Annotated in this window: 15 protein-coding genes; 9 read left to right on the forward strand and 6 right to left on the reverse strand. The window is 70.3% G+C overall.

Annotation, left to right across the window (positions count from 1 at the left end; all coding sequences use genetic code 11):
* Window positions 1–583, reverse strand: a 583-nt coding sequence (locus TsocGM_RS27730; protein WP_126727736.1) for a hypothetical protein, incomplete at its 3' end; no start/stop codon positions are given.
* Window positions 584–1,085: 502 nt separating this feature from the next.
* On the opposite strand from TsocGM_RS27730, the gene fusA reads away from it, so the two are divergent.
* The 5 genes from fusA (at window position 1,086) to TsocGM_RS22650 (ending at window position 8,650) form a co-directional block, all read left to right on the forward strand.
* Window positions 1,086–3,167 carry an elongation factor G gene (fusA, locus tag TsocGM_RS22630; RefSeq protein ID WP_126727737.1) on the forward strand — a complete coding sequence of 694 codons (2,082 nt, stop codon included), beginning with the start codon at window positions 1,086–1,088 and terminating at the stop codon, window positions 3,165–3,167.
* Between the two features lie 459 nt (window positions 3,168–3,626).
* Window positions 3,627–4,646, forward strand: coding sequence for a sugar phosphate isomerase/epimerase family protein (locus tag TsocGM_RS22635; RefSeq protein ID WP_126727738.1), 1,020 nt, complete (start codon window positions 3,627–3,629; stop codon window positions 4,644–4,646).
* 222 nt (window positions 4,647–4,868) lie between these two features.
* Window positions 4,869–6,491: an ABC transporter substrate-binding protein/permease gene (locus tag TsocGM_RS22640; protein ID WP_126727739.1), complete on the forward strand. Its 1,623-nt coding sequence runs from the start codon at window positions 4,869–4,871 to the stop codon at window positions 6,489–6,491.
* Complete coding sequence (locus tag TsocGM_RS22645) at window positions 6,488–7,234, forward strand: amino acid ABC transporter ATP-binding protein (protein ID WP_126727740.1); 747 nt, start codon at window positions 6,488–6,490, stop codon at window positions 7,232–7,234. The genes TsocGM_RS22640 and TsocGM_RS22645 overlap by 4 nt, the downstream gene beginning before the upstream one ends.
* A gap of 48 nt (window positions 7,235–7,282) precedes the next feature.
* Entirely contained in the window at window positions 7,283–8,650 is a 1,368-nt protein-coding gene (locus TsocGM_RS22650) for an amidohydrolase family protein (RefSeq protein ID WP_126727741.1), read from the forward strand.
* A gap of 30 nt (window positions 8,651–8,680) precedes the next feature.
* Here the strand turns inward: TsocGM_RS22650 and TsocGM_RS22655 are convergent, their stop codons facing one another.
* Entirely contained in the window at window positions 8,681–10,198 is a 1,518-nt protein-coding gene (locus tag TsocGM_RS22655) for a hypothetical protein (RefSeq protein ID WP_126727742.1), read from the reverse strand.
* Between the two features lie 430 nt (window positions 10,199–10,628).
* Between TsocGM_RS22655 and TsocGM_RS22660 the strand changes: the two genes are divergently transcribed.
* Entirely contained in the window at window positions 10,629–13,475 is a 2,847-nt protein-coding gene (locus TsocGM_RS22660; protein ID WP_126727743.1) for a hybrid sensor histidine kinase/response regulator, read from the forward strand.
* A gap of 143 nt (window positions 13,476–13,618) precedes the next feature.
* Entirely contained in the window at window positions 13,619–14,224 is a 606-nt protein-coding gene (locus TsocGM_RS22665) for a hypothetical protein (protein ID WP_126727744.1), read from the forward strand.
* A 93-nt stretch (window positions 14,225–14,317) separates the two neighbouring features.
* On the opposite strand, the gene TsocGM_RS22670 is transcribed toward TsocGM_RS22665, so the two are convergent.
* The 4 genes from TsocGM_RS22670 to TsocGM_RS22685 all read right to left on the reverse strand — a co-directional run bounded on the left by TsocGM_RS22670 (window position 14,318) and on the right by TsocGM_RS22685 (window position 20,185).
* Window positions 14,318–15,409 (reverse strand): SDR family oxidoreductase, encoded by a 1,092-nt coding sequence (locus TsocGM_RS22670; protein ID WP_126727745.1) that lies wholly within the window; start codon window positions 15,407–15,409, stop codon window positions 14,318–14,320.
* Between the two features lie 101 nt (window positions 15,410–15,510).
* The gene (locus tag TsocGM_RS22675; protein WP_126727746.1) at window positions 15,511–16,461 is read right to left on the reverse strand and encodes a class I SAM-dependent methyltransferase; all 951 of its coding nucleotides are present in this window, start codon (window positions 16,459–16,461) and stop codon (window positions 15,511–15,513) included.
* A 196-nt stretch (window positions 16,462–16,657) separates the two neighbouring features.
* Complete coding sequence (locus TsocGM_RS22680; protein WP_126727747.1) at window positions 16,658–17,245, reverse strand: hypothetical protein; 588 nt, start codon at window positions 17,243–17,245, stop codon at window positions 16,658–16,660.
* A gap of 462 nt (window positions 17,246–17,707) precedes the next feature.
* Complete coding sequence (locus tag TsocGM_RS22685; protein ID WP_126727748.1) at window positions 17,708–20,185, reverse strand: sodium-translocating pyrophosphatase; 2,478 nt, start codon at window positions 20,183–20,185, stop codon at window positions 17,708–17,710.
* Window positions 20,186–20,544: 359 nt separating this feature from the next.
* Between TsocGM_RS22685 and TsocGM_RS22690 the strand changes: the two genes are divergently transcribed.
* Window positions 20,545–22,221, forward strand: a complete 1,677-nt coding sequence (locus tag TsocGM_RS22690) for a PQQ-dependent sugar dehydrogenase (RefSeq protein ID WP_158633716.1) — start codon at window positions 20,545–20,547, stop codon at window positions 22,219–22,221.
* Window positions 22,222–22,297: 76 nt separating this feature from the next.
* Window positions 22,298–23,218, forward strand: a complete 921-nt coding sequence (locus tag TsocGM_RS22695; protein ID WP_126727750.1) for an alpha/beta hydrolase — start codon at window positions 22,298–22,300, stop codon at window positions 23,216–23,218.
* Window positions 23,219–23,225: the final 7 nt, after the last annotated feature.

Genomic DNA, 23,225 nt, shown 5'->3' on the forward strand with positions numbered 1-23,225 from the left:
CCCGCCCCGCCCCCGCCGGCTCCACCTCCACCGAAGACCGGAAGCCGTCGACCCAGAGCGCGCCGTTGACCCAGGAAACCTGTTGCCCCCCGACCCCCACCACCTGGGCCACCGTCCTCGGGCGCTCCGGAGCCGTCGCCTCCAGCCAGACCCAGTGGCCGGCCTCCGGCTCCCGACTGTCGAAGGCCGACCGATCGACCAGAAACCCGCCGCCGGGGGTCCAGGCCGGGAAGGCCACCTGCAGCGTCACCGCCAGCGCCGGCGCGTAGGCCCCCGCCCCCAGCCCCATCGCCGCCGAGAACCCCGGCGCCCACGGCCCGAACCCCGGGAACGCCGCTTGCCGGATGGCATCCGCCACCGACGCCCAGTGTGCGAACATCGCGAACCCGAGCAGGACCGCCCCCAGGCCCGTCCCCCAGGCGAACAGCCCCACCCCCAGCGCCGAGAGGTACGACCCCAGCAGCACCATCCCCCGCCGGCGCTGGCCCCGCCGCCACTGCGGCCACCCCGGCACCACCACCCGCCAGCGATCCCGGCCGACCTGCCCGCCCACCGCCCGCCTCCGGGCCCCGATCCCCCCCATCGGCTCCTCCCCCCCGAGGGTCCTCGGGACGCCCCCGAGACCATCCGACATCTGCCAGAGAAGAGAACGACGGCCCCCATCCCCGTCAAAGGGGGATTGGCGGGAAGCCGCCCGGCCCAACCCGGCCGGACCTCTCCGGGTTGGTCTTCGCTCCCGGCTCCTCGAGATTGGTCGCGCCGCCCCCGTCGCCGCCAGGGAATCCCCCGATCCCTCGATGATCCCCCGATGGCCCTTGTGGAATTCCTTGACGCCACGGTGGCTTTCGTTAAGATGGAACGCCTGTACTCATCGGACCTGCACGCCCCATTCACACGCCTGACACACGCAATCCCTAGAATGGATTGATCGCAATCCGTCTCCGCGATGCGACTTGCCGCCATGCCGGGCCCCGAGGAGGTGCACGGGGTCGCGGTCGCCCGGGATCGCAACGGCGTGACGACCTTCCCCCTTCTCCTGTGATCGGGAGGCTTCGGCCGCCCGACTGCTGAGGCTCCACCGGCCCATGGATAATCTCCGCGACCTGCGCAACATCGGCATCTCGGCCCACATCGACTCCGGCAAGACCACCCTGACCGAGCGGGTCCTCTTCTACGCCGGCAAGATCCATAAGATCGAGGACGTCCGCGGCGGCGGAGACGGCGCCACCATGGACCACATGGAGCTGGAAAAGGAGCGGGGCATCACGATCACCTCGGCCGCCACCACGGTGGCCTGGAAGGACCACAAGATCAACATTATCGACACACCGGGCCACGTCGATTTCACCGTCGAAGTCGAGCGATCGCTCCGCGTGCTGGACGGTGCCATCCTTGTCGTCACCGCGGTCGAGGGGGTCCAGTCCCAGACCCTCACCGTCGACCGCCAGATGAAGCGCTACGGCATTCCCCGCCTGGTGTTCATCAACAAGATCGACCGCACCGGCGCCAACCCTCAGAAGGTCATCGAGACCGTCGAGCAGAAGCTCGGCCTGACCGCCGTTCCGCTCCAGATCCCCATCGGCCTGGAGATGAACTTCGAGGGGGTCGTCGACCTGCTCTCGATGGAGGCCGTCTACTTCGACGGCGAGAAGGGGGAGATCGTCCGCCGAGAGGCGATCCCGGAGGGCCTGGTCGAGGTCGCCCAGCAGCGCCGTCAGGGGATGCTGGAGGCGCTTTCGCTTTACTCCGACGAGTTGATGACGATCCTGCTCGAGGAGGAGGAGCCCCCGCTGGAGCTGGTCCTCAAGGTCATCCGGGAGGCGACCATCGCCCAGCAGATCGCCCCCGTGCTCATGGGCACCGCCTACAAGAACAAGGGCGTGCAACCGCTGCTCGACGCCATCGTCAACTTCCTGCCGAGCCCGCTCGACCGCGACGTCAAGGCCCGAGACAACGACGCCGATCAGGCCGAGGTCGTCCTTGAGCCCGACGACTCCAAGCCGCTGGTCGCCATGGCCTTCAAGCTCGTCGAGGAGCCGTTCGGCCAGGTCACTTACATGCGCGTTTACCAGGGCACGCTCAACAAGGGCGAGTTCTACTACAACACCCGATCCGGCAAGCGCGCCCGCGTCAGCCGCATCCTCCGCGTCCACGCCGACGAGCGTGAGGACATCGACGCCGCCGGCGCCGGCGACATCGTCGCCGTCATGGGCATCGACTGCGCCACCGGCGACACGTTCTGCTCCGAGGGCACCAACTACTCGCTGGAGAGCATCTACGCCGCCGAGCCGGTGATCGACCTGTCGATCAGCCCCAACAAGCGCGCCGACTACGACAAGCTCTCCAAGGCCCTCAACCGCTTCATGCGCGAGGACCCCACCTTCCGGGTCCACGTCGACCATGAGACCGGCGAGACGATCATCTCCGGCATGGGTGAGCTGCACCTGGAGATCTACGTCGAGCGGATCCGGCGCGAATACAAGGTCGACTGCACCATCGGCCAGCCGAAGGTCAGCTACCGAGAGGCGCCCACCAAGGAGACGCCGTACAACTACACCCACAAGAAGCAGACCGGCGGCTCCGGCCAGTACGGCAAAGTCGTCGGCCGGCTCATCCCCCTACCCGAGGACGCCCCCGAGCCCTTCGAGTTCGAGAACAACATCACCGGCGGCCGCATCCCCGGCGAGTACATCCCCGCCATCGAGAAGGGCTTCCGCCGCGGCCTGGAGAAGGGGCCGCTCGCCGGCTACGAGGTCATCGGCGTCAAGATGGCGCTGGACGACGGCGCCTACCACGACGTCGACTCCTCCGCCATGGCCTTCGAGATCTGCGCCTTCGACGCCTTCCGCGAGGCCTTCCGCAAGGCCGACCCCGTGCTGCTGGAGCCGATCATGAAGGTCGAGGTCGAGTGCCCCATCGAGTTCCAGGGCCCCGTCTCCGGCCAGGTCTCGTCGAAGCGCGGCATCATCACCAACACCGAGTCCCGCGAGGGGTTCGTGGTGATCCATGCCGAGGTCCCGCTGGCCGCCATGTTCGGCTACTCCAACGACCTGCGCTCCATGACCCAGGGCAAGGGCACCTTCAGCATGGAGTTCTACAAGTACCAGCGCGTCCCCTCCAGCCTCCAGGACGAGATCATCAAGAAGGCCCAGGAAGAGAACAAGTAACGTTCTGCTTCCCGCTCCCCGGCCTCCCCTCTCGACCTCCGCCGCGCCCTCCGGCCGTCGGAGGTCGTTCGCTGCGCCCCTGCCTCCCCCCTGCCTGCTCTCCCCGAACCGGCTCCGGCCGCCCGAGCAGGGAGGTCTCCCCGCTCGGCCCGGGGGCTTCCGATTCCCGAAGGCCGGCCGGAGCCTCCAACCGCTCGTTGTGGACGAGCCGGCCGCCGCCGAGATCGGCCCGGGAGCCCTCCGCTCGGACCTCGACCTCGGCCCGAGCCCGGCGATCGGCAACCACCCGTCGTCCCCCTCCTCCGCCGCCAGCGCCAGCCGATCATTGACTTCCTCCCCCCCTCGCCCTACCCTGGCCTCTTGCCCCCCGTCGTCCCGCTCGATGCCCGGGCCGCTCCCCCCCTCGGGATCGGAGCCCGAACGGTCAACATGGAATCCGATGCGCTTGGAGGAAGGCTGATGCCCCGTCCGATCACGCTGTTCACCGGCCAATGGGCCGACCAACCGCTGGAACACTGGGCGCCGAAGGTCGCCGAGTGGGGGTATGACGGCATCGAGCTGCCGTGCTGGGGCGGCCACTTCGACGTCAAGCGGGCGCTGGAGGACGACCAGTACTGCTCGCAGCGCAAGGAGCTGCTGAGTCGCTTCGGCCTGAAGTGCTGGGCGATCTCGGCCCACCTGGTCGGCCAGGCGATCCTCGACCCGATCGACGAGCGGCACAAGGCCATCCTGCCGCCGTACGTCTGGGGAGACGGCGACCCGGCGGGGGTCAACCGGCGCGCCGCCGAGGAGTTGAAGAACACGGCGAGGGCCGCCGCCAAGCTCGGGGTGCCCGTGGTCAACGGCTTCACCGGCTCGCCCATCTGGCACATGCTCTACGCCTTCCCGCCCACGCCGACGGCCATGATCGACGCCGGCTTCCAGAAGTTCGCCGACGTGTTCAACCCCATCCTCGACGTCTTCAAGCAGGAAGGGGTCCGCTTCGGGCTGGAGGTCCACCCGACCGAGATCGCCTTCGACACCTACTCGGCCGTCCGGGCGATCGACGCCGTCGACGGCCGCCCCGAGTTCGGCTTCAACTTCGACCCCAGCCACCTGCTCTGGCAGCAGATCGACCCGGTCGCCTACCTGCGCGAGCCGAAGATCCGGGAGCGCATCTATCACGTCCACGTCAAGGACGCCGCCACCACGCTCGACGGCCGCACCGGGCTGCTCAGCTCCCACCTCGACTTCGGCGACCCCCGACGCGGCTGGGACTTCCGCTCCCCCGGCCGCGGCCAGGTCGACTTCGCCGCCATCACCCGGGAGCTGAACCTGATCGGCTACGAGGGGCCCCTCTCGGTCGAGTGGGAGGACCCCGGCATGGACCGCGAGTACGGCGCGGCCGAGGCCGTCCAGTTCATCAAGCGCACCATGATGTTCCCCGCCGCCGGCCGAGCCTTCGACTCCGCCTTCGCCGAGGGGCAGTCCAAGGCCTGACCCGGCCCCGACTCAGGCGATCGACCGGCCCCCTCGGGGGCGCTCCCCGCTCCTCGGGGAGCGTCCCCGGGTCCGTTCGGGCCCGAACCGCCTCGGGAGGGACTCCCTCCCCCCGGGGCCCCCCCTGTCCGACGCCCGTCGCCGCGACGACGCCAGGTCGTTCCGACCAATGCCGAATCCTCGATCGCATGAGGTCCCCCTCCAGGACTCCGAGGTTTCTTGATGGAAGAACCCCCGTCCGGTTGTCCCCCCCCTTCCGTCGCGATCGGCGCGCACCGCCCCCGCACCTCCCCTCGAGCGATCGCCGCCCCGGGCCTCTCCCTCCTCCCGGCCGTCCTCGCCCTGGTCTGGTCCCCGGCCCCCGCCCCCGCCCAGAACACCCTCGACCGCATCCGAACCACCGGCCTCCTCTCCTATGGCTGCGATCTGGAGGGAGGCGGCCCCTACGCCTACCTCGATCCGGACCGGCCCGGCCGCCTCGTCGGCTTCGAGGTCGAACTGATGGACGCCCTCGCCGCCCGCCTCGGCGCCGAGGCCAGGTTGTCCCAGGGTCAGTGGGACCAGCTCCTCAACGTCCTCGACACCGGCAAGATCGACGTCGTCGTCAACGGCTACGAGCTCACCCCTTCCCGAGCCCGGACGTACCTCGCCTCGCGCCCGTACTACATCTTCCAGCTCCAGGTGATGGTCCGAAAGGGCTCCCCGATCCGATCCTGGGAGGACCTCAAGCAGCCCAGGCCCGGCGGCGGGCGCTGGCGGGTCGGTGTCCTCGGCGGCTCGTCGGCCGAGCAGTTCGCCCGGGAGAACCAGGACGGCTCGATCGACGTCCGGGCCTACACCGGCGCCACCGACCCGATGATGCAGGTCCTCAGCGGCCAGCTCGACGCGACGCTCCAGGACCTCCCCGCCTCCCGCTTCTACGGCCCCCAGTTCCCCGGCCTGGAGAGCGTCGGGCCCCCCGAGGGCCGCGGGTATTACGTGATGTACGCCCGGACCGAGGACTCGGCGCTCGTCGAGGCCCTGGACCGAGACATCGGGGAGCTGATCGCCGACGGCACCCTCGAGCGCATCTACCGCAAGTACGATGTCTGGACCGAGGCGCAGGACGAGCTGGCCGACCTCGACCCCGACCTCCTCGCCGCCGAGGTCGCCGAGCTGAGCCGAGAGGCCCTACGCGGCGGGCCGCTGATCTGGAAGTACCGGAACCATCTGCTCGTCGCCGCTGGCACGACGATCCTGCTCTCGGTCGCCTCGATGCCGTTGGCCATCCTCGCCGGCCTGTTCATCGCCATCGGCCGCCTGTACGGGCCGGCGATCGTCCGCCTGCCGCTGGCGGCCTACGTCGAGCTGATCCGAGGCACTCCGCTGATGCTCCAGCTCTTCGTGCTGTTCTACCTGGCGAACCTGCCGCCGTATGTCGCCGGCATTGCCGGGCTGGCGATCAATTACTCGGCCTACGAGGCCGAGATCTACCGAGCCGGGCTCCAGGCGATCCCCGCCGGGCAGATGGAGGCCGCCCTCGCCCTGGGGATGCCCCGCTGGCTCGCCCTGAGGAGGGTGGTGGTGCCTCAGGCGGTTCGGATCGTCATCCCGCCGGTCACAAACGACTTCATCGCGTTGTTCAAGGATAGTTCGGTCTGTTCGGTCATCACGATCGTGGAACTGAGCAAGCAGTACCAGATTCTCGCCAATAGCACCGGAGGGGTGCTCGAATTCGCCCTGGCCTGCGCGGTGCTCTACCTCGTGATGAGTCTGCCGCTGTCCTGGTTGTCCCGATGGTCCGAGCGCCGACTCCGGGGGGGAGTCGGCGACTCCCAGGCATCGAAGAGGGGGGAGCCTGAATGATCGAGGTATCCGGCCTGGTGAAGCGGCACGGGGCGCTGGAGGTGCTCCGGGGGATCGACTTGACCGTCGGCCGCGGGGAGGTCGCGGTGGTCGTGGGCCCGTCGGGCAGCGGCAAGAGCACGTTCCTGCGCTGCCTCAACGGCCTGGAGCGATTCCAGGCCGGCACCGTCGTCGTCGACGGCCTGACCCTTGATTCCTCGGCGGCCGACCGCCGCCGCGAGGACGTGCTCCGCCAGATCCGGACCCGGGTGGGCATGGTCTTCCAGTCCTTCAACCTCTTCCCGCACCGCACCGTGCTGGAGAACGTCACCGAAGGGCCGATCCACGTGCTGAGACGCGATCGAGCGGAGGCCGAGGCCCGCGCCGTCGCCCTGCTCTCCCGGGTCGGCCTGGGGGAGAAGCTCCGCTGCCGGCCGATGCAGCTCTCCGGCGGTCAGCAGCAGCGCGTGGCCATCGCTCGAGCCCTGGCGATGGAGCCCCGCGCCATCCTCTTCGACGAGCCGACCAGCGCCCTGGACCCCCGCATGACCGCCGAGGTCCTCTCCGTCATGACCGACCTCGCCCGGGACGGCCAGACGATGATCGTCGTCACCCACGCCATGAGCTTCGCCCGCCGAGTCGCCGACGTCGTCCACGTCTTCGACCACGGCCTCATCGTCGAGTCGGGCCCGCCCGATCGCGTGCTGGAGAACCCTCGCGAGGAAGCCACCCGCCGCTTCCTCTCCGAGACGCTCGCCGCCTGAGCCGAAACCCGTCCCAAGACGACCGCCCCTGTGCCCGGGAGGACTCACATGATCCGGCTTCGATCCAATTGGTCCCTCCTCGTCGCGTCGGCGGCCATCGCGCTGGGGCTCCCCGAGCTGTCGGCCTCCCAGGATCTCGCCGAGGGCCGGTATTTCGGGCTCCGCGAGGTCAACCCGCCGGCCTCCCCGGAGGACGGCTCCGTCGTGGCGATCGTCGGCGCCCGGCTGATCGACGGCCTGGGAGGCCCCCCGATCCCCGACTCGGCGGTCGTCGTCCGGGGCGAGGCCATCGACCGCGTCGGGCCCCGGTCGGAGGTCGCGATCCCCGACGGCGCGATCGTCGTCGACGCCTCGGGAATGTCGCTGCTCCCGGGGCTCATCGACGCGCACTTCCACCACGATTACTCCGATCCCGAGGATCGCATCGTCTCCCTCGCTCTCGCCCGGGGGGTCACCAGCCTGCGCGACCCCGGCCATCCGATCCGGGACTACGACTCCGTCCGGAACTCCCCCGGGCCGATGCCCCGCTGCTTCCTCACCGGCAAGCACTTCGACCAGCCTCCCCACGCCCACCCCCACGACGCCGAGGCCATCCTCAACGCGAGCGAGGTCGAGGCCGCCGTCGACCGGCACCTGGCCGACGGCGCCTCGGCGATCAAGGTCTACTACCGCCTGCCGCCGGACCTCATCGCGGCCACCTGCTCGGCCGCCCACGCCCGAGGGGTGCCGGTCACGGCCCATCTCGAACTCGTCGACGCCGACCGGGCCATCGCCGCCGGCCTCGACGGGGTGGAGCACATCACGTCCTTCGGGACCGCCCTCGCCCCCCCCGCCGACGCCGATCGGTTCCGGGAAGCCGTCCGAGGCGACAACACCGCCCGGGAGGACGGCCGATACCGGCTCTGGGCCGCGATCGACCTGGAGGACAACCCTCGGGTGCAGCCGCTGATCGACCTGATCCTGGAGCGGGGGGTCGTCCTCTCCCCCACGCTCGCCGTCTTCGAGCGCCGGGCCGGGGACAGCAATGCCGAGGAGTTCCACGTCCGGGGCTTCGAGACCATGCTCCGGTTCGTCCGACGCTGCCATGAGGCCGGCGTGCCGATCGTCGTCGGCTCGCATACCTGGGTTCCCCACGCCGAGCGGGGCCGGGCCTTCCGCCGAGAGATGCAACTGCTCGTCGAGTGCGGGCTGAGCCCCGGCGAGGCGATCGTCGCGGCCACCTCCCGCAATGCCCGCTTCCTCGGCTGCGCCGACCGCCTCGGGGCCATCGCCCCGGGCCGGCTCGCCGACCTGATCCTGGTCGACGGCAACCCGCTCGACGACGTCGCCGCCATCGACCGCGTCGGTCGGGTCATGCTCAACGGCCGATGGGTCTCGCCGCCGAACGATCAGGGGGAGGCCCGGGATCGTCCCTGATCCCGGGCCCTTCTCGATGTGGGAGCCCGGTCACCCGATCCGGGACACGGCCTCCCGAGCCCGCTTCATCAGCGGGCTGTCGCTGGTGCTCGAGCCGGGGACCTTGGCGGCGATCGCCGCGGCGATCGCCGGCCGCCAGCGGGGGTCGGAGGCGAGCTGGTGTTCCTCCCAGGCGGCGGCGCCGTACTTGTAGTCGTGGCTGTCGCGCCCCTTGCGGAAGATCGAGCGGCGGGCGGCGTTGAAGAGGGCGTCCGGGGAGCCGCCGGCGTCGAGGTAGCCGACGATCTTCCCGGCCGCCTCGCGGTGGTCCCGGCCAATCGTCTCGAAGATCGAAGCGACCGCCTCCTCCCCCTCTCCCTCGGGGGAGACCGGCTCGATGCGGTCGATCACCGGGGTGGCGTCCAGGTTCATCCGGCTGCGGAACAGGGGCACCCAGCCGGCCGCCTGGAGCAGCGCGAGCGCCCGGGTCGTCGGGTCGCCGGCGTTGTGGAAGATGAAGTGCAGCGCGTTGGCCGAGGTGACCGCGTGCAGCGGGATGATCCCCGGCTCCCTCAGCAGCAGCTCGCTGCCGGCGAGCACCACCGCGTCCCAGAGCGACTCGGGGGAGATCCCCTCGTTCAGCAGTCGGGCCGCGGTGGCCGACGACTCCTCCGGGCTGCTCGACCGGATCGCGTCGAGCATCGTTGTCGTCGCCCCCGGGTCGAGCCGGCCCCTCGTCCAGTCCTCGCGCAGCGACCGGATCCGATCCAGGTTGGCCTCATACGGCCCCTCGGCCCCGGGAGGGGCCCCCTGCGTGTCGAGGATGCCGAAGGAGAGCGAGCGCAGCACCGGCTCGGCGTGCTCCCAGCCAATCGCCTGCAAGGTCCGCCAGCACTGCATGGCGAAGATCGGCTTGTGGCCGATGTTCCGCCAGTCCCGCACGGCGCACCGCCAGAACGGCTCCATCGCCGAGGCCGCCCCCTCGGCCCGGCAGACGCCGGCGGTGGCCGTATCGGCCGCTTCGGCGTCCCAGGCGTCGAAGGCCCGTTTCAGCTCCGCCATCGCCTGCGACGGCGACGGTACCCGGGCCTCGTCCACCTGCGAGAGGGTCCAGTCTCCCTCCTGGACGTCCTGCGCCTGCGACGACTTGAAGTAGTCCAGCGCCCAGAACAGCGGCAGCAGGCGGTCCTCCACCGGCGCCGACTGGCCGAGCAAATGGGCCGAGTTGATCACCATCACCGCGTGGAACTTGAACCCCACCGGCCGGGGCTTGATGTTGCGGATGCCGGCCAGGAACAGCCCCGAGAGCAGCTCCCGGTACGACAGCCCCCCCCCCAGGTGCTCGACGGCCGCCTCGAGGATCCGATCCCTCGGAGTTTCCTCGATCCAACGAACCACGGGCTCGATCTCCGGCCGGAACCGCACCGCCTCCGGCCCGACCGCCATCTCCGACGCCCTGGCCGGGGTGATCGCCCCCAGCGCCGACCACGGGCCCAGCCCCGCCCCCAGGCCGAGGGCCGAGGCCGACTGGAGGAATTCGCGACGCGAGCGGTTCGAGATCCAGGTCATGGCACGCCTCGGCGATCTGATCGCTCCCTGCCGGTCCCCCGACAGCCCGGCCGCCGTCGGGAGGGGCCCCTCCCGGCCGGCACGACGGCCCGGGGAGAGGACGGGGCCCCCTTACCATCAGACCGCGTCACCGAGACCATCGCCAGCCTGATTTTTTTCCGACCCGAGCCCATTCGACTCGGGATCGTTCCGGGATTGCTTCCGCCGGAATCGTCCGTCGGAAGCGCTCTCGACCCTTCCCTCAGCCTCTCCCACTCCGCTCCTCACGTTCCAGGATCGGTCATCGGATCGCCCCTTCGCCCGAGACGAAGGCCGTATGCTGGGGAGGATTCTCTCGGAAGAAATCAGGTAGGATGGGATCCAAGAGAGCGCAGGCCTCCGTGATCGACGCTCGGAATCTCCCCTTGCCTTCCGTTCGGGCCTGGTGTCGATGCAGCCGAACCGACGTCGCTGGCTCCTCAATCAACTGCTGGCCCTCGGCGCGGTCGTTCTGGCGACCGGCCTTCGACTGGCGTTGGAAGGGCTCCTGGGCCCCCGTCAGCCGTATGCCACGTACTACGTCGCGGTTCTCTTCGCGGCACTGTATCTGGGACTCGGCCCGGCCCTGACCACCGCGGTGCTTGGTCTGACCATCGGTCATTATCTGTTCATTTTTCCGTACAAAATGTGGTTCATCGCCGATCCGGCTGATCTGGTGGTGATTCTCACCTACATCTTCGTTGCCGGGGCGTCGATCATCCTGGGAGAGTCGTCTCGGCGACTCTTGCGGAGGCTCGAGACTGAAGCCGACATCCGCCGGGAGCTGGAACGAGCCGAGCGTCGCCAACGGGAGCGGCTGGAGGCGACGCTCAAGAGCCTGGGTGAAGGTGTGATCGTCACCGGGTCCGACGGCCGGGTGGCCATGCTCAACCCCATCGCTGAAGAGTTGACTGGCTGGACCTCGGCCGAGGCAGTCGGCCGGCCGCTCGCGAAGGTCTTCCACACCCGAGACCGCCGTACGACCCAGACCGAGGAGCTGCCCGTCGCCGAGATTCTTGGGCAGGGCCTGGTCCATCGCTCGGCTGGCCCGGCGCTGCTGATCCGCCGCGATGGCACCGAGCGGCCCATCGAGGCCAGCTCGTCGGCCATCCGGGACGGTGGTTCCGGTGGCCTGGTGGTGGTCGTCCGAGACGTCTCCGAGCGGCTCCGCATCGAAGAGGCCGAGAACGCCTCACGGAAGCGGCTCCGCCTGGCGCTGGAGGCCGGTCGGCTTGGCGCCTGGGACTGGGACCTCCGCACCGGCCGGGTTGCGTGGTCCGAGTCCAGCGCTTCGCTCTTCAGTGTGCCGGCCCTCGCAGGCGAGAGCACCTTCGCGCGCTTCCTGGAGCTGGTCCACCCCGAGGACGTCTCCGTCCTGGATACGGCCATCGCCCAGTCGATCGAGCATGGGCATCCGTTCGAGGCGGAGTTCCGTCTCCGTCGGCCTGACGGTTCGTTCTTCTGGATGGCTAGCCGGGGGGCGATTCTCCCCGACGAGGAGGGGCGTCCCGTCCGGCTTCTGGGCATCGGGGCCGACGTGACCGAACGCCGCCGGGCCGAGCAGACCTCCCGCTTCCTCGCCGAGGCTGGCGCCGCCCTGGCGTCGCTGACCGACGAGGATGAGGCGCTCCGCCGGGTGGCTCGGCTCGCCGTCCCCTTCTTCGCCGACTGGGCGGCCGTGGACCTGATCGACCCCAGCGGGACGATCCGGAGAGTGGCCATGGCGCACGACGACCCGGCCAAGGCCCGACTCGCGCTCAAGTGGCACCGCCGCCACCCTCCCTGCCCCGACTCCCCCCGAGGCATCTCGGCCGTCATTCGGACCGGCCAGCCCGAGCTGGTCGCTGAGATCGACGATCAGATGCTCGAGCAGGCCGTGGGAGACCCGGTGATGCGCCGATTCCTTCGCGACCTGAACCTGCGATCCTTCATCTGCGTCCCGCTCCGGGACCGAGCCCAGCGGGTGATCGGCGCCCTGACCTTCGTCTCCGCCGAGTCGGGCCGCCGCTTCGGTCCGGACGATCTGGCCGTGGCCGAGGACCTGGCCCATCGGGCCGCCGTCGCGCTGGAGAACAGCCGCCTCTACGGGGAGCTCCGCGAGGCCGACCAACGCAAGACCGAGTTCCTCGCCATCCTCGCCCACGAACTGCGCAACCCCTTGGCCCCCATCCGAACCGCCCTGGAACTGCTCCGGCCGACCAAGGTCGCCCCTCCGGCCGACGGCCAGCCGATCGACCGCGAGGCGATCCGAGCCATGGCGTGCCGACAGGTGACGCACATGGCGAGACTCATTGACGACCTTATGGACATCACCCGAATCAGCCGGGGAACGATTGAGTTACGGCCCGAGCCGGTCGAGCTGGTCCCCCTGATCCGCCGCGTCGTCTCGGCGGCCGGGCCGCAGGTGGCCGAGGCCGGCCTGGAGCTTCGCGTCGGCCTCCCGGAGCAGCCCCTCTGGCTCCACGCCGACCCGGCCCGGATCGAGCAGATCCTCTGGAACTTGCTCACCAACGCCACCAAGTACTCCGACCCCGGAGGCCGAATCGAATTGGTCGTCGCCCCCGACGACCTCGGGGTGGCGCTCCGGGTGCGGGACACGGGCATCGGCATCGAGCCGGCCATGCTCCCCCGCATCTTCGAGCTGTTTGAACAGGCCGAGAACGGCGCCTCGCGCAAGCGGGGAGGGCTGGGCATCGGCCTGAGCCTGGTGCGAACGCTCGTCGAGTTACATGGCGGCTCCATTTCCGCTCGCAGCGACGGGCCGGGCCGAGGCAGCGAGTTCGTCGTCACGCTTCCGGTGATGGAGGCCCCGCCCCATGCCGCGTCGCGTCCCAAGGCCCAGAAACCTGAGGCGACGATCTCTCCCTCCACCCGCCGCCGGATCCTGCTGGTCGACGACAATCGGGACGCTGCCACCAGCCTCGGCACCCTGCTCGGCAAGCTCGGAGGGCACCAGGTTCGCCTGGCCCACGACGGCCCCGAGGCGATCCGGATCGCCTCGGAGTTCGCTCCCGAGGTCGTTCTGCTGGACATCGGCCTCCCCGGAATGGATGGCTTCGAGGTCGCCCGTCGCCTGCGAGCGGCGTCCTCGGCGCACCAGGCCACGTTGATCGCCCTCACCGGCTGGGGCCAGGAGGAGGACCGCCGCCGGTCCCGAGAGGCCGGCTTCGACTACCATCTCGTCAAGCCGGTCGACACCGAGCTGGTCGAGGAGCTCATCGGTTCCTCTCCCCCCCCCCGCCGCCCCGGCCCCCACTGACGCCTCGCTCGGGCCGGGATCCCCTCTGGTCGGATCGACTCCCGATCTTGGCGGCCTGCTCGGTCTCGCTGATGGTCTCGGTCCGGCTCGGCCGATGATCCCGGAAGGAGGAGCGCCTCGTCCCCGATCGGAGATCCCGGCCCATGATCCGCCTACTGGCTCCCGCCCTGGTGCTGCTCTGCTGCACCGGCTGCCTCTCCCGGCTGCTCTCGCCAATCACCACCCGGCTGGACGACGTGAACGGGCAGCTCGCCCTGACCAACCAGCGGCTCTCCTCGGTCGATTCCAGCCTCTCGGGGGTGAACCAGCGCCTCGAGGACATGAAGGCCGAGCTCGACTCGATCAACAGCGAGCTGGCGGCCACCCGAGCGGCGGTCGAGCCGCTCTCCTCGTCGATCGACGGGCTCGGTGGCAGTCTGGAGACGACCAACGAGCGGCTCGCCCAGGTCTCGGCGGAGGTCGACGGCATCGCCGGAGACGTCTCGACCGTTTCCGCCCGCCTCTCCCAGACCAACCAGAAGCTCGACGACACCAACGCCCGGCTCGGCAGCGTCACCCAGCAGCTCGGCACGACCAACGACCGCCTGGGCACGACCAATCAGACGATTTCCAGCGTCGACACCCGGCTGGCCGAGGCCAACCGGGGCATCGGCGGCCTCGGAGGCGTGGTCGATGCCGTCGGCACCCGGGTCCAGGAGATCCTGGAGACGATCGAGCGGGTCCCTGGCCTGCGTCCCCGTCAGCCCTGAGCCGAGCCGAGCCGACCGCGAACCGGGCCGATCGGTCCCGGAACCCCGGCCGTGCTGGATCGGGACGATCCCTCAGGAGGGAGCGATCCCGGCTCAGGCCAGCAGGTAGTTCTTGTCGACGGCGTACTGGAGGATCCGGGTCAGGAACCGGTAGTCGGTCTCGGGCAGGGGGATTCCCGAGCCCTCCAGCGCGGCCCGGGTGTTGGCGGTGTCGAAGGTGAGCTTGCAGCGAAGGTAGCCGAGGTACGGCTCGATGAAGTGCCGGATCTTGGCCACCAGGGGATCGTGGTCGACCCGCTCGAACTCCTCGGGATCGACCAGGGTGATCGGCGCCATCCGGGGAAACTCGACCTCCTTGACCGTCAGCAGGGTGCCGATCGTCGGCGGCCGGTCGGTGACAAGGTGATAGGTCTTCCCCACCGAGTCGGGCCGGGCGGCGATGGCCCGGACGGCGGCCGTCACGAAGTCGATCGGCACGACGTTGAAGGTGTCCTCGGGCCGGGCCGGCAGCAGGTTGATGATGCCGTGGGCGTAGAGCTTAAAGAACGGGTAGACGACGTTGAACTCGGTCACCTCCCCCGAAACCGAGTCGCCCACGACGATGCTGGGCCGGAAGATGGTGACGGGAAGCCCCTCGACCATCGCGCCCCGGACCCGGCGCTCGGCCTCGTACTTGGTCGCTTCGTAGTTGTTGGCGTGGCCGGGGTCGGGGTTGAGGGCGTCCTCCACCGCGTCGTAGCGCCGGAGGCTGCCGGCGACGTAGGCGGTGCTGAAGTAGAACAGCCGCTCCAGCGAGCCCTCCTGGAGGAGGTCCCAGGCCAGGCGGAGGGCCTCGGTGGTGCCTCCGACGTTGATCTGCTCGCTCTCCTGCCGGCCGCCGTTGAGCTCCGTCAGGGCGGCGACGTGGAAGAACTCGACCGCCCGGCGGCGGAGCAGCGCGCGGTCGGCGTCGGAGAGGCCGAAGCCGGGGCGGGTGACGTCGCCGTCGAGCAGTTCCACCCGGGAGCCGATCTGTCCGGCCACGACGGGCCCGAGGAGCTTTCCCACGCGATCGGCCGCCGAGACTCCCCCCCTGCCCCGCACGAGCAGAATCAGCGAGCGGTCGGTCGTCTCAACGAGTTCTCGGACGAGGCGGCGTCCCAGGGCGCCGGTCGCCCCGGTGATGAAGAGGGGCCGATCACTCATCGGTGGCTCGATTCCTTACCTCGGTGGGACGATCAGGCGCTGGCCCGGGGCGGCGAGCGGCGCGATCGGGGGCCGCGTCGCCGAACCGCTCCCGGGGGCAGTCAGCATCGGGGGGAAGGCTCCGGGGAGGCCGGGGGCTTGCGGAGCGCGAACCGCCAGTAGACCCATTCGCCGGAGGCGAACGACCGGTACGAGGCGGTCCCCTCCATCCCGGCGAAGACGCGGAACATCGAGCGGAAGATCCAGGGGACCTCTCGGCGGATCAGCCCGCTCTTGCGTTCGTTGTCCAGCGTCAGGGCCCGAAGCACGTTCGGGGTGATGTCCTGCTCCTGCTCGACCTCGAAACCGGCCGTCAGGAAGGCCTGACGGACCCCGGCCAGCGCCTCGGCGTGCCTCATGTCGGCGAAGAGCAGGAAGCCGCCGGGCCGGAGCACCCGGAAGGCCTCGGAGAGAAAGCGGTCCATGTGCGGGTAGCAGTGCGAAGACTCGACGTTCAGCAGCACGTCGAACGAGGCGTCGGGGAAGGGGATCCGCTCCGCGTCTCCAACGGCGAACCGCAGGCCGTCGACCCGATACCAGCGCCGGCAGAAGGCCACGGCCCGATCGGCGTAGTCCATGCCCACCATCGCCTTCGGGCGGAAGTACCGCGCCACGAACGACGCGCCGCCCCCCCGGCCCGAGCCGACCTCTAGCACCTGCTTGCCCTTCAGGTCGACGGCCGAGGCGACCCGGTGGTACAGGCCGATGAAGTAGCGGTTCGGCGCGTCCTCGGGCCCCAGCTCCGCGACCGGCTCGGCCCCGTCGATCGGCGCGTAGCCGTAGTTCATGTACCGCAGGTGCACTCGGCGGTCCATGAAGCTGAGGAACTGGTACCAGGCTCGGGTCAGTCGCTTCCGAGCGCCGGCTCCTCCGCCGGTGGTCCTCCGGAACGGCAGCATCCCGAACCATCGCAGCAGCAGCGGGTAGAAGCCGCCGACGTTGCGCCCCGCGATCCTCGGGTCTTCGAGCGTCGCCGCGCCGCCTCGGAGTGATGAGAAATCCCTGTCTCGCATGAGTCCTCGCCGGGGTTCGATCGCCGGTTCCGAGCCCTCGTCGATCGGGCTTCGGGGGACCGAGAGCCCGACCGCGACGACGGCCGGGAAGGAGAGCCGGTCAGCCGGTCCTGGCTGATCCCGCAATTCCCGTTCCCTCGGGGGGCTCCCGCTGACGCTCCGCACCTCCCCGGCGGCTCCCCGCGGGCAGGGAGGATTATCCTACAGAAGTTCCTCGGGTCCGACGAGGGGAGAACCTCGCCCCCTCCCGATCGGCCCCCCCGGACGCCATCGAGGCCGCGAGCAAACAGCCGCACCCCTCCAGGGCGAAGACCGGGCAGGCCAACGCCGCCAGCACCTCGGCCCGGATCGCCGGGCCTCCCCCCACCGTTGGCACCAGCCCCAGCAGGAGCAGCAGGCTCAGCAGGCCGGTCAGGACCGCGGCCGCCAGGCAGAACCCGCCCAGCGAGGCCCAGCGGCCGACCGTCCCCAGCCCGAGAATCGCCCCGACCGCCGGCATCGCCAGCGCGATCGCCCCGCCCAGCGCCATCATCGGCATCGGCAGCGTCAGGGCCGACAACGCCGCGAACAGCGGCTCGACCCCGAACGCCTCAATCGCCCAGACCGGCATCGTCCCCGGATCCTCGGCCGGGATCCCCACCATCGTCGCCGAGAAGGGCACCAGGAACAGAGGAATCAGGAGGACGACGGCCGCCGGGATCAGCCTTCCGAACCCGGGGAGGCGAGCAGAAGAAGGCGGGATCGAGCCCTCGTCTCGGCCCGGAAGGTCCTGAGGCACGCTCATGGGCTCGCTCTCCTGCAACGTCGGGGAGGCGGACATGTCGCCCCCGGCCTCCCCATCCTGCCGGGCCCGGCCGCCGGTGCAAAGGCGTCTTGCCCACAATCCGGTTCCTCGACCAGCCCCGATCCGGCCGGCGCCCCCCTGGCCGGGGACGACCTGAGGTCCGCGATCACGAACAGAACCCCAAGCCCCAGGTCGATCGAGGCGGCCACCAGGATCGGCAGCGCGATCCTTCCGAGGGCGAACAGCACGAGGGCCGCCCCCCCGAACGACGCCTTCTCCAGCACGCCGACGAGCATCAGCGGCCGGTATCGGGCCGGGTCGCTCCCGATGCGCGGAAAGGCCAGGCCGCCGCCAGGCCGAGGAAACCGGGCCTCCCTGGCGCGTGGCGGGCCCCCGGAACGCCGATCCGATCGAGACGCCCCGGGGGCCCGTGGAATGGGTGTGGAATGTCCCGCCCCGGGCTCAGTTGATGCCCAGGAACGAGCCGATCTGCGGCCCAAACTTGACGATGACCCCGGCGAAGACGACCGAAACCATGCTCATCAGCTTGATCAGAATGTTCAGGCTCGGGCCCGAGGTGTCCTTGAACGGGTCGCCCACCGTGTCGCCGACGACGGCCGCCTTGTGCGCCTCGGAGCCCTTGCCGCCGAAGGCGCCGGCCTCGATGTACTTCTTGGCGTTGTCCCAGGCGCCGCCGGCGTTGGCCATGAAGATCGCCACCGCGAAGCCCGAGGTCAGCGCCCCGGCCAGCAGGCCCATCAGCCCGCTGACGTCCAGCAGCAAACCAACCAGCAGCGGCGTCGCCACGGCGAGCATCGCCGGCACGATCATCTCCTTCTGGGCCCCGGCCGTGGCGATCGACACGCACCGGGCGTAGTCCGCCTTGGCGTTCGGGTCGGTCAGCAGGTTCAGCTCCCGGAACTGGCGCCGGACCTCCTCAACCATCCGACCGGCCGCCCGGCCGACCGCCTTCATCGTCAGCCCGCAGAAGACGAACACCATCAGAACGCCGACGAAGACGCCAACCAGCAGCTTCGGGTTCATCAGGTTGACGTTGTAGTACGCCATGAAGTCGGCCAGCGTCGCCTCCCGGACGCGCACCAGGTTCACGATCGGCGCGGCCGCCTCGACCTCCGGCCGGTAATGCTCGACGATCTGGGCGTCGGTCGCCCCCACGAGCCTCCCGTCCACCTCGACGTAGGGATTCCCCCGGCTGGCGGCGATGAACGTCGGGTAAAAGCCGGTCTCCTCGTCGGGCTCGGCCGTCACCTGCACATACTTGCCGTGCCCCATCGAGTAAATGGCCCCCTCCGTCAGTTCCGCCCCCGGCTGCTGCACGAACGTCTGGCCCTCGCGCTGGATGCCGATGCGCACCTCCTCGACGAAGGCCGCCAACAATGCGAGCGCCGTCAACGCCGCCGAGCCAATGGCGAACCCCTTGCCCGTGGCGGCGGTGGTGTTGCCCAGCGAGTCGAGCGCGTCGGTCCGCTGGCGGACCTCCGGCGGCTGGTGGGTCATCTCGGCATTACCGCCGGCGTTGTCGGCGATCGGCCCGTAGGCGTCGGTCGCCAGGGTCACGCCCAGCGTCGCCAGCATCCCCACGGCGGCGAAGCCGACACCGTAGAGCCCCAACGCCGGATTCCCCCCTCCGCCGGCCACGAAGTAGGCGATGATCGTGCCCACGCCGACAATGGTGATCGACGCCCAGGTGCTCAGCATCCCCTGCGCCACGCCAGCGATGATCGTCGTCGCCGGCCCCGTGACGCTCTGGCCCGCGATCCACTTCGTCGGCGAGAACTCCGCCGCCGTGTAGTACTCGGTGAAGTAGCCGATCAGCACGCCGACGATCAGTCCCACCGCGATCGCCAGAAAGACGCCGAACCAGACACTCGCCGGCAGCACCAGCCAGCAGACGACCAGCGCCGCCAGCACGATGAACGCGCTGGAGCCGTAAATGCCCCGCCTCAGCGCCCAGAGCAGGTTCATCTGGCTGGCCCCTTCCTCGGTCTTCACGAGGTAGACGCCGGCGATCGACAGCATGATGCCGATGCCCGCCAGGATCATCGGCGCCACCACCAACTGCGACTGGGCCCAGCCCAGGTCCTCGGCCGACAGCGCCGAGCCGTCGGCCGCCTTCAGCCCCAGGGCCGCGGCGGCCCCCAGGGCGGCGGTGGCCAGGATCGAGCCGCAGTAGCTCTCGTACAGGTCGGCCCCCATGCCGGCCACGTCCCCCACGTTGTCGCCGACGTTGTCGGCGATCACCGCCGGGTTGCGCGGGTCGTCCTCGGGAATGCCGGCCTCGACCTTCCCCACAAGGTCGGCCCCCACGTCGGCCGCCTTGGTGAAGATCCCGCCGCCGACTCGGGCGAAGAGCGCCTGGGTCGAGGCCCCCATCCCGAAGGTCAGCATCACGACGGTGATCTGCTCCAGCGTCATGCGGAACCCGTCGATCGTCGCCGGCAGGATCTTGGCCAGCAGCAGGAACCAGATGCTGATATCCAGCAGGCCCAGGCCGACCACCACCAGGCCCATCACCGCCCCGGCCCGGAAGGCGACCTGGAGGCCTCGGTTGAGCGACTCCTTGGCCCCCTGCGTCGTCCGGTTCGAGGCCAGCGTGGCGGTGTTCATCCCGATGAACCCGCTCAACCCGCTGAAGAAGCCCCCCGTCAAAAAGGCGAACGGCACCAGCGCGTGCTGCTGCTTGAGCACGAACGACTGCACCGCCAGCAGGATCACCAGGAACAGGAACGCCAGGGCGACCACCACATATTGCCGCCTCAGATAGGCGAACGCCCCCTCGCGCACATACCCGGCGATCTCCCGCATCCGCTCGTCTCCGGGCGAGGCGGCGAGCAGTTGCCGGTAGAACAGGTACGCCGAAGTCAGGGCGGCGATCGCCCCAATGGGGGCCAGCCACCACCAGATCGGGATGGAAATCATCGCTGTCGAGGCTCCCGGGGCGGACCGACTCCGGCGACCGGCCGGCCAAGGACCGCCCGAACTGGCTCCCGGCTCGATACCGCGACGAGGGGCCGCCTGGCTCGCCCGACCCGACCCACTTCGGTCCCCGAGATCGGACCGCTCGGCCCCGTCCGGGAGGGTGATCGCTTCGTAAGGTACTGCCTCTCGTGGGCGGTGCCAACTCCCCGCCGGCTCCTCCCCTGACTTCCGGCCCCTTCCCCAAGGTCCCGTCCCTCCCCTCCGGTTCCCGGCGGCCCCCCCGGGATGATACGCTATTCAACGACGCCCCCGGGCCGCCGATCCCGCCCCCGATGGCCTCCCCGCCGAGGACCGGAGCGATGCCCTTCCCCCCGATCTCCCTGGCGATCGCCCTCGCCTTCGGCGCCGGGGACGAGCCCTCCCCCGCCAGCGACCCGGCCACCCTCTCCCGGTTCGCCTTCGAGCACCCCGGCGACCCCGACCGCGGCCGATCCCTCTTCTTCGACGAGGCCCGACTCTCCTGCTCCAAATGCCACCGGGCCGGCGATCGCGGCGGAGAGGTTGGCCCCGACCTCTCCGACGTGGGCGCCAAGCTCGACCTCCCCTACCTGATCGAGGCCATCCTCGAACCCTCCCGCCAGATCGTCGAGGGCTACCGCTCCTCGGTCGTCGCCACGACCGACGGCCGGGTCCTCACCGGCCTGGTCCGCTCCGAGGACGGCGATCGCATCCTCCTGGTCGACGCCGAGGCCCGGGAGATCCCCATCCCCCGGTCCGAGATCGAAGACCGCTCCGAGTCCGACGCCTCCCCCATGCCGGAGGGTCTGGCCTCCTCCCTCTCCCCGGCCGAGTTCGCCGACCTGATCGCCTTCCTCGCCTCCCTCCGGTCCTCCGACCAGCCCACCCCCGGCAGCGGCGTGAAGGGGCCCGCCTCGCTCCCCCCCGGCTTCCGCCGGGAGACGGTGGCCGACGGCCTCACCGGCGCCACCGCCCTGGCCATCTCCCCGGATGGCCTCGTCTTCGTCTGCGAGCAGGTCGGACGCCTCCGCATCATCAAGAACGGCCTCCTCCTGCCCGAGCCCTTCGCCACCCTGGAGGTCGACGACCACTGGGAACGCGGCCTCATCGGCGTCTGCCTCGACCCCGAGTTCGAACGAAACGGCTTCGTCTATACCGTCTCCGTCGCCTCCTCGCCCTACCCCCACCATCAGATCACCCGGCTCACCGCCGAAGGCGACCGCGCCGTCCCTGGCTCCGCCGTCGTCCTCTTCGAGGGGGACGACCAGCGCCGCCTCGGCGGCAACGTCCCCGCCGGGCATCAGGGAGGGGCGATCCACTTCGGCCCCGACGGCACGCTGTACGTCGCGATCGGCGAACAGACCGCCGGGGCCCCTTCCCAGCGGCTCGACTCCCTGCTCGGCAAGATCCTCCGCCTCAACCCCGACGGCTCCATCCCCGGCGACAACCCCTTCCTCGACCGCTCCCAGGGGAAGTACCAGGCCATCTGGGCCCTCGGCTGCCGGAACGTCTTCACCTTCGCCATCCAGCCCGAGACGGGCCTGATGCTGCTCAACGACGTCGGCGGCGAGGCCGAGGAGATCAACGTGGGCCTCCCCGGCGCCAACTACGGCTGGCCGGTCGTCGAGCACGGCCCGACCGACCGCCCCGGCATCACCGGCCCGATCCACTGGTATCCCACCGCCTCCATCTGCGGCGGCGCCTTCTGCCCCGTCTCCCCCGGACCCGGCGGCTTCCCGGCCGAATACCGAGGCAAGTACTTCTTCATGGACTTCGTCAAGGGCTGGATCCGAGTCCTCGACCCCGCCGACCCCCGCCGGCCGATCCCCGCCTCCGCCTTCGCGCTGGGCCTGGCCCGCCCCGTCGACCTGGCCTTCGCCCCCGACGGCTCCCTCTACGTCCTGACCCGAGACGCCTGGGTCCGAGACGACCGCTTCCGCCCCGGCACCGGAGCGCTGCACCGCATCTGGTTCGACGGCGATCGGGCCGCCTCCCCCCGGGAGGGGCTCCGCCCATGACCCCCCGGATCCGAGACCTCGAGTCGAAGGGCCCCCTCCCCGTCCCTCGAATCAACCGCCCTGACGGAGCCCCCCCATGCCCCTCGACCGCCACGCCCAGGCCCTGCTCGACCTCCAGGCCCTGACCGGCTTCCAAGGCTTCGACACAATGCCCGTCGCCGAGGCCCGAGCCGACATGATCGCCCGGATGGCCGACGCCCCCCGGGAGCCTGTCGCCCGGGTCGAGGACCGCGCCACCCCCAGCGGCGTCCCCCTTCGTCTCTACTGGCCCGCAACGGATGGAAACGCCCGCCCCGCCCTCCTCTTCGCTCACGGCGGCGGATGGGTGCTCGGCAACCTCGACACGGTCGACGGCTCCTGCCGGACGCTGGCCAACGCCTCCGGCTGCGTGGTCGCCTCGGTCGACTACCGCCTCGCTCCCGAACACCCCTTCCCCGCCGCCATCGACGACACCCTCGACGCCTTCCGGTTCCTGCTCGCCGAGGCGGGAGCCCTCGGCGTCGACCCGTCCCGAGTCGCCGTCGGCGGCGACAGCGCCGGCGGCAACCTCGCCATCGCCTCCTGCCTGAAGGCCCGGGAGCTTGGCGAGCCCTTGCCCGCCTTCCAGCTTCTGATCTACCCCGTGGCCGACTCCTCCTGCTCCACCCCCTCCTTCGAGGAGTTCGCCACCGGCTTCGGGCTCACCCGGAATGCCATGCGGTATTACTGGCGTCAGTATGCCCCCCGCCCCGAGGACGCCGAACACCCCCTCGCCAGCATCCTCCGCGCCGATCTCGCCGGACTGCCCCCCGCCTTCGTCCTCACCGCCGAATACGACCCCCTCCGCGACGAGGGGGAGCAGCTCGCCCGCCGCCTCCAGGACGCCGGCGTCCCCGCCACCCTCCGCCGCTTCGACGGCCAGATCCACGGCTTCTTCCACCTCGGCCACCTCATCCCCGACGGGAAGACGGCGATCGCCGAGGCCGCCTCGGCGCTGCGGTCGGCCCTCGGGGCGTAAGCCGATC

Source organism: Tautonia sociabilis, from assembly GCF_003977685.1.
Lineage (GTDB): Bacteria > Planctomycetota > Planctomycetia > Isosphaerales > Isosphaeraceae > Tautonia > Tautonia sociabilis.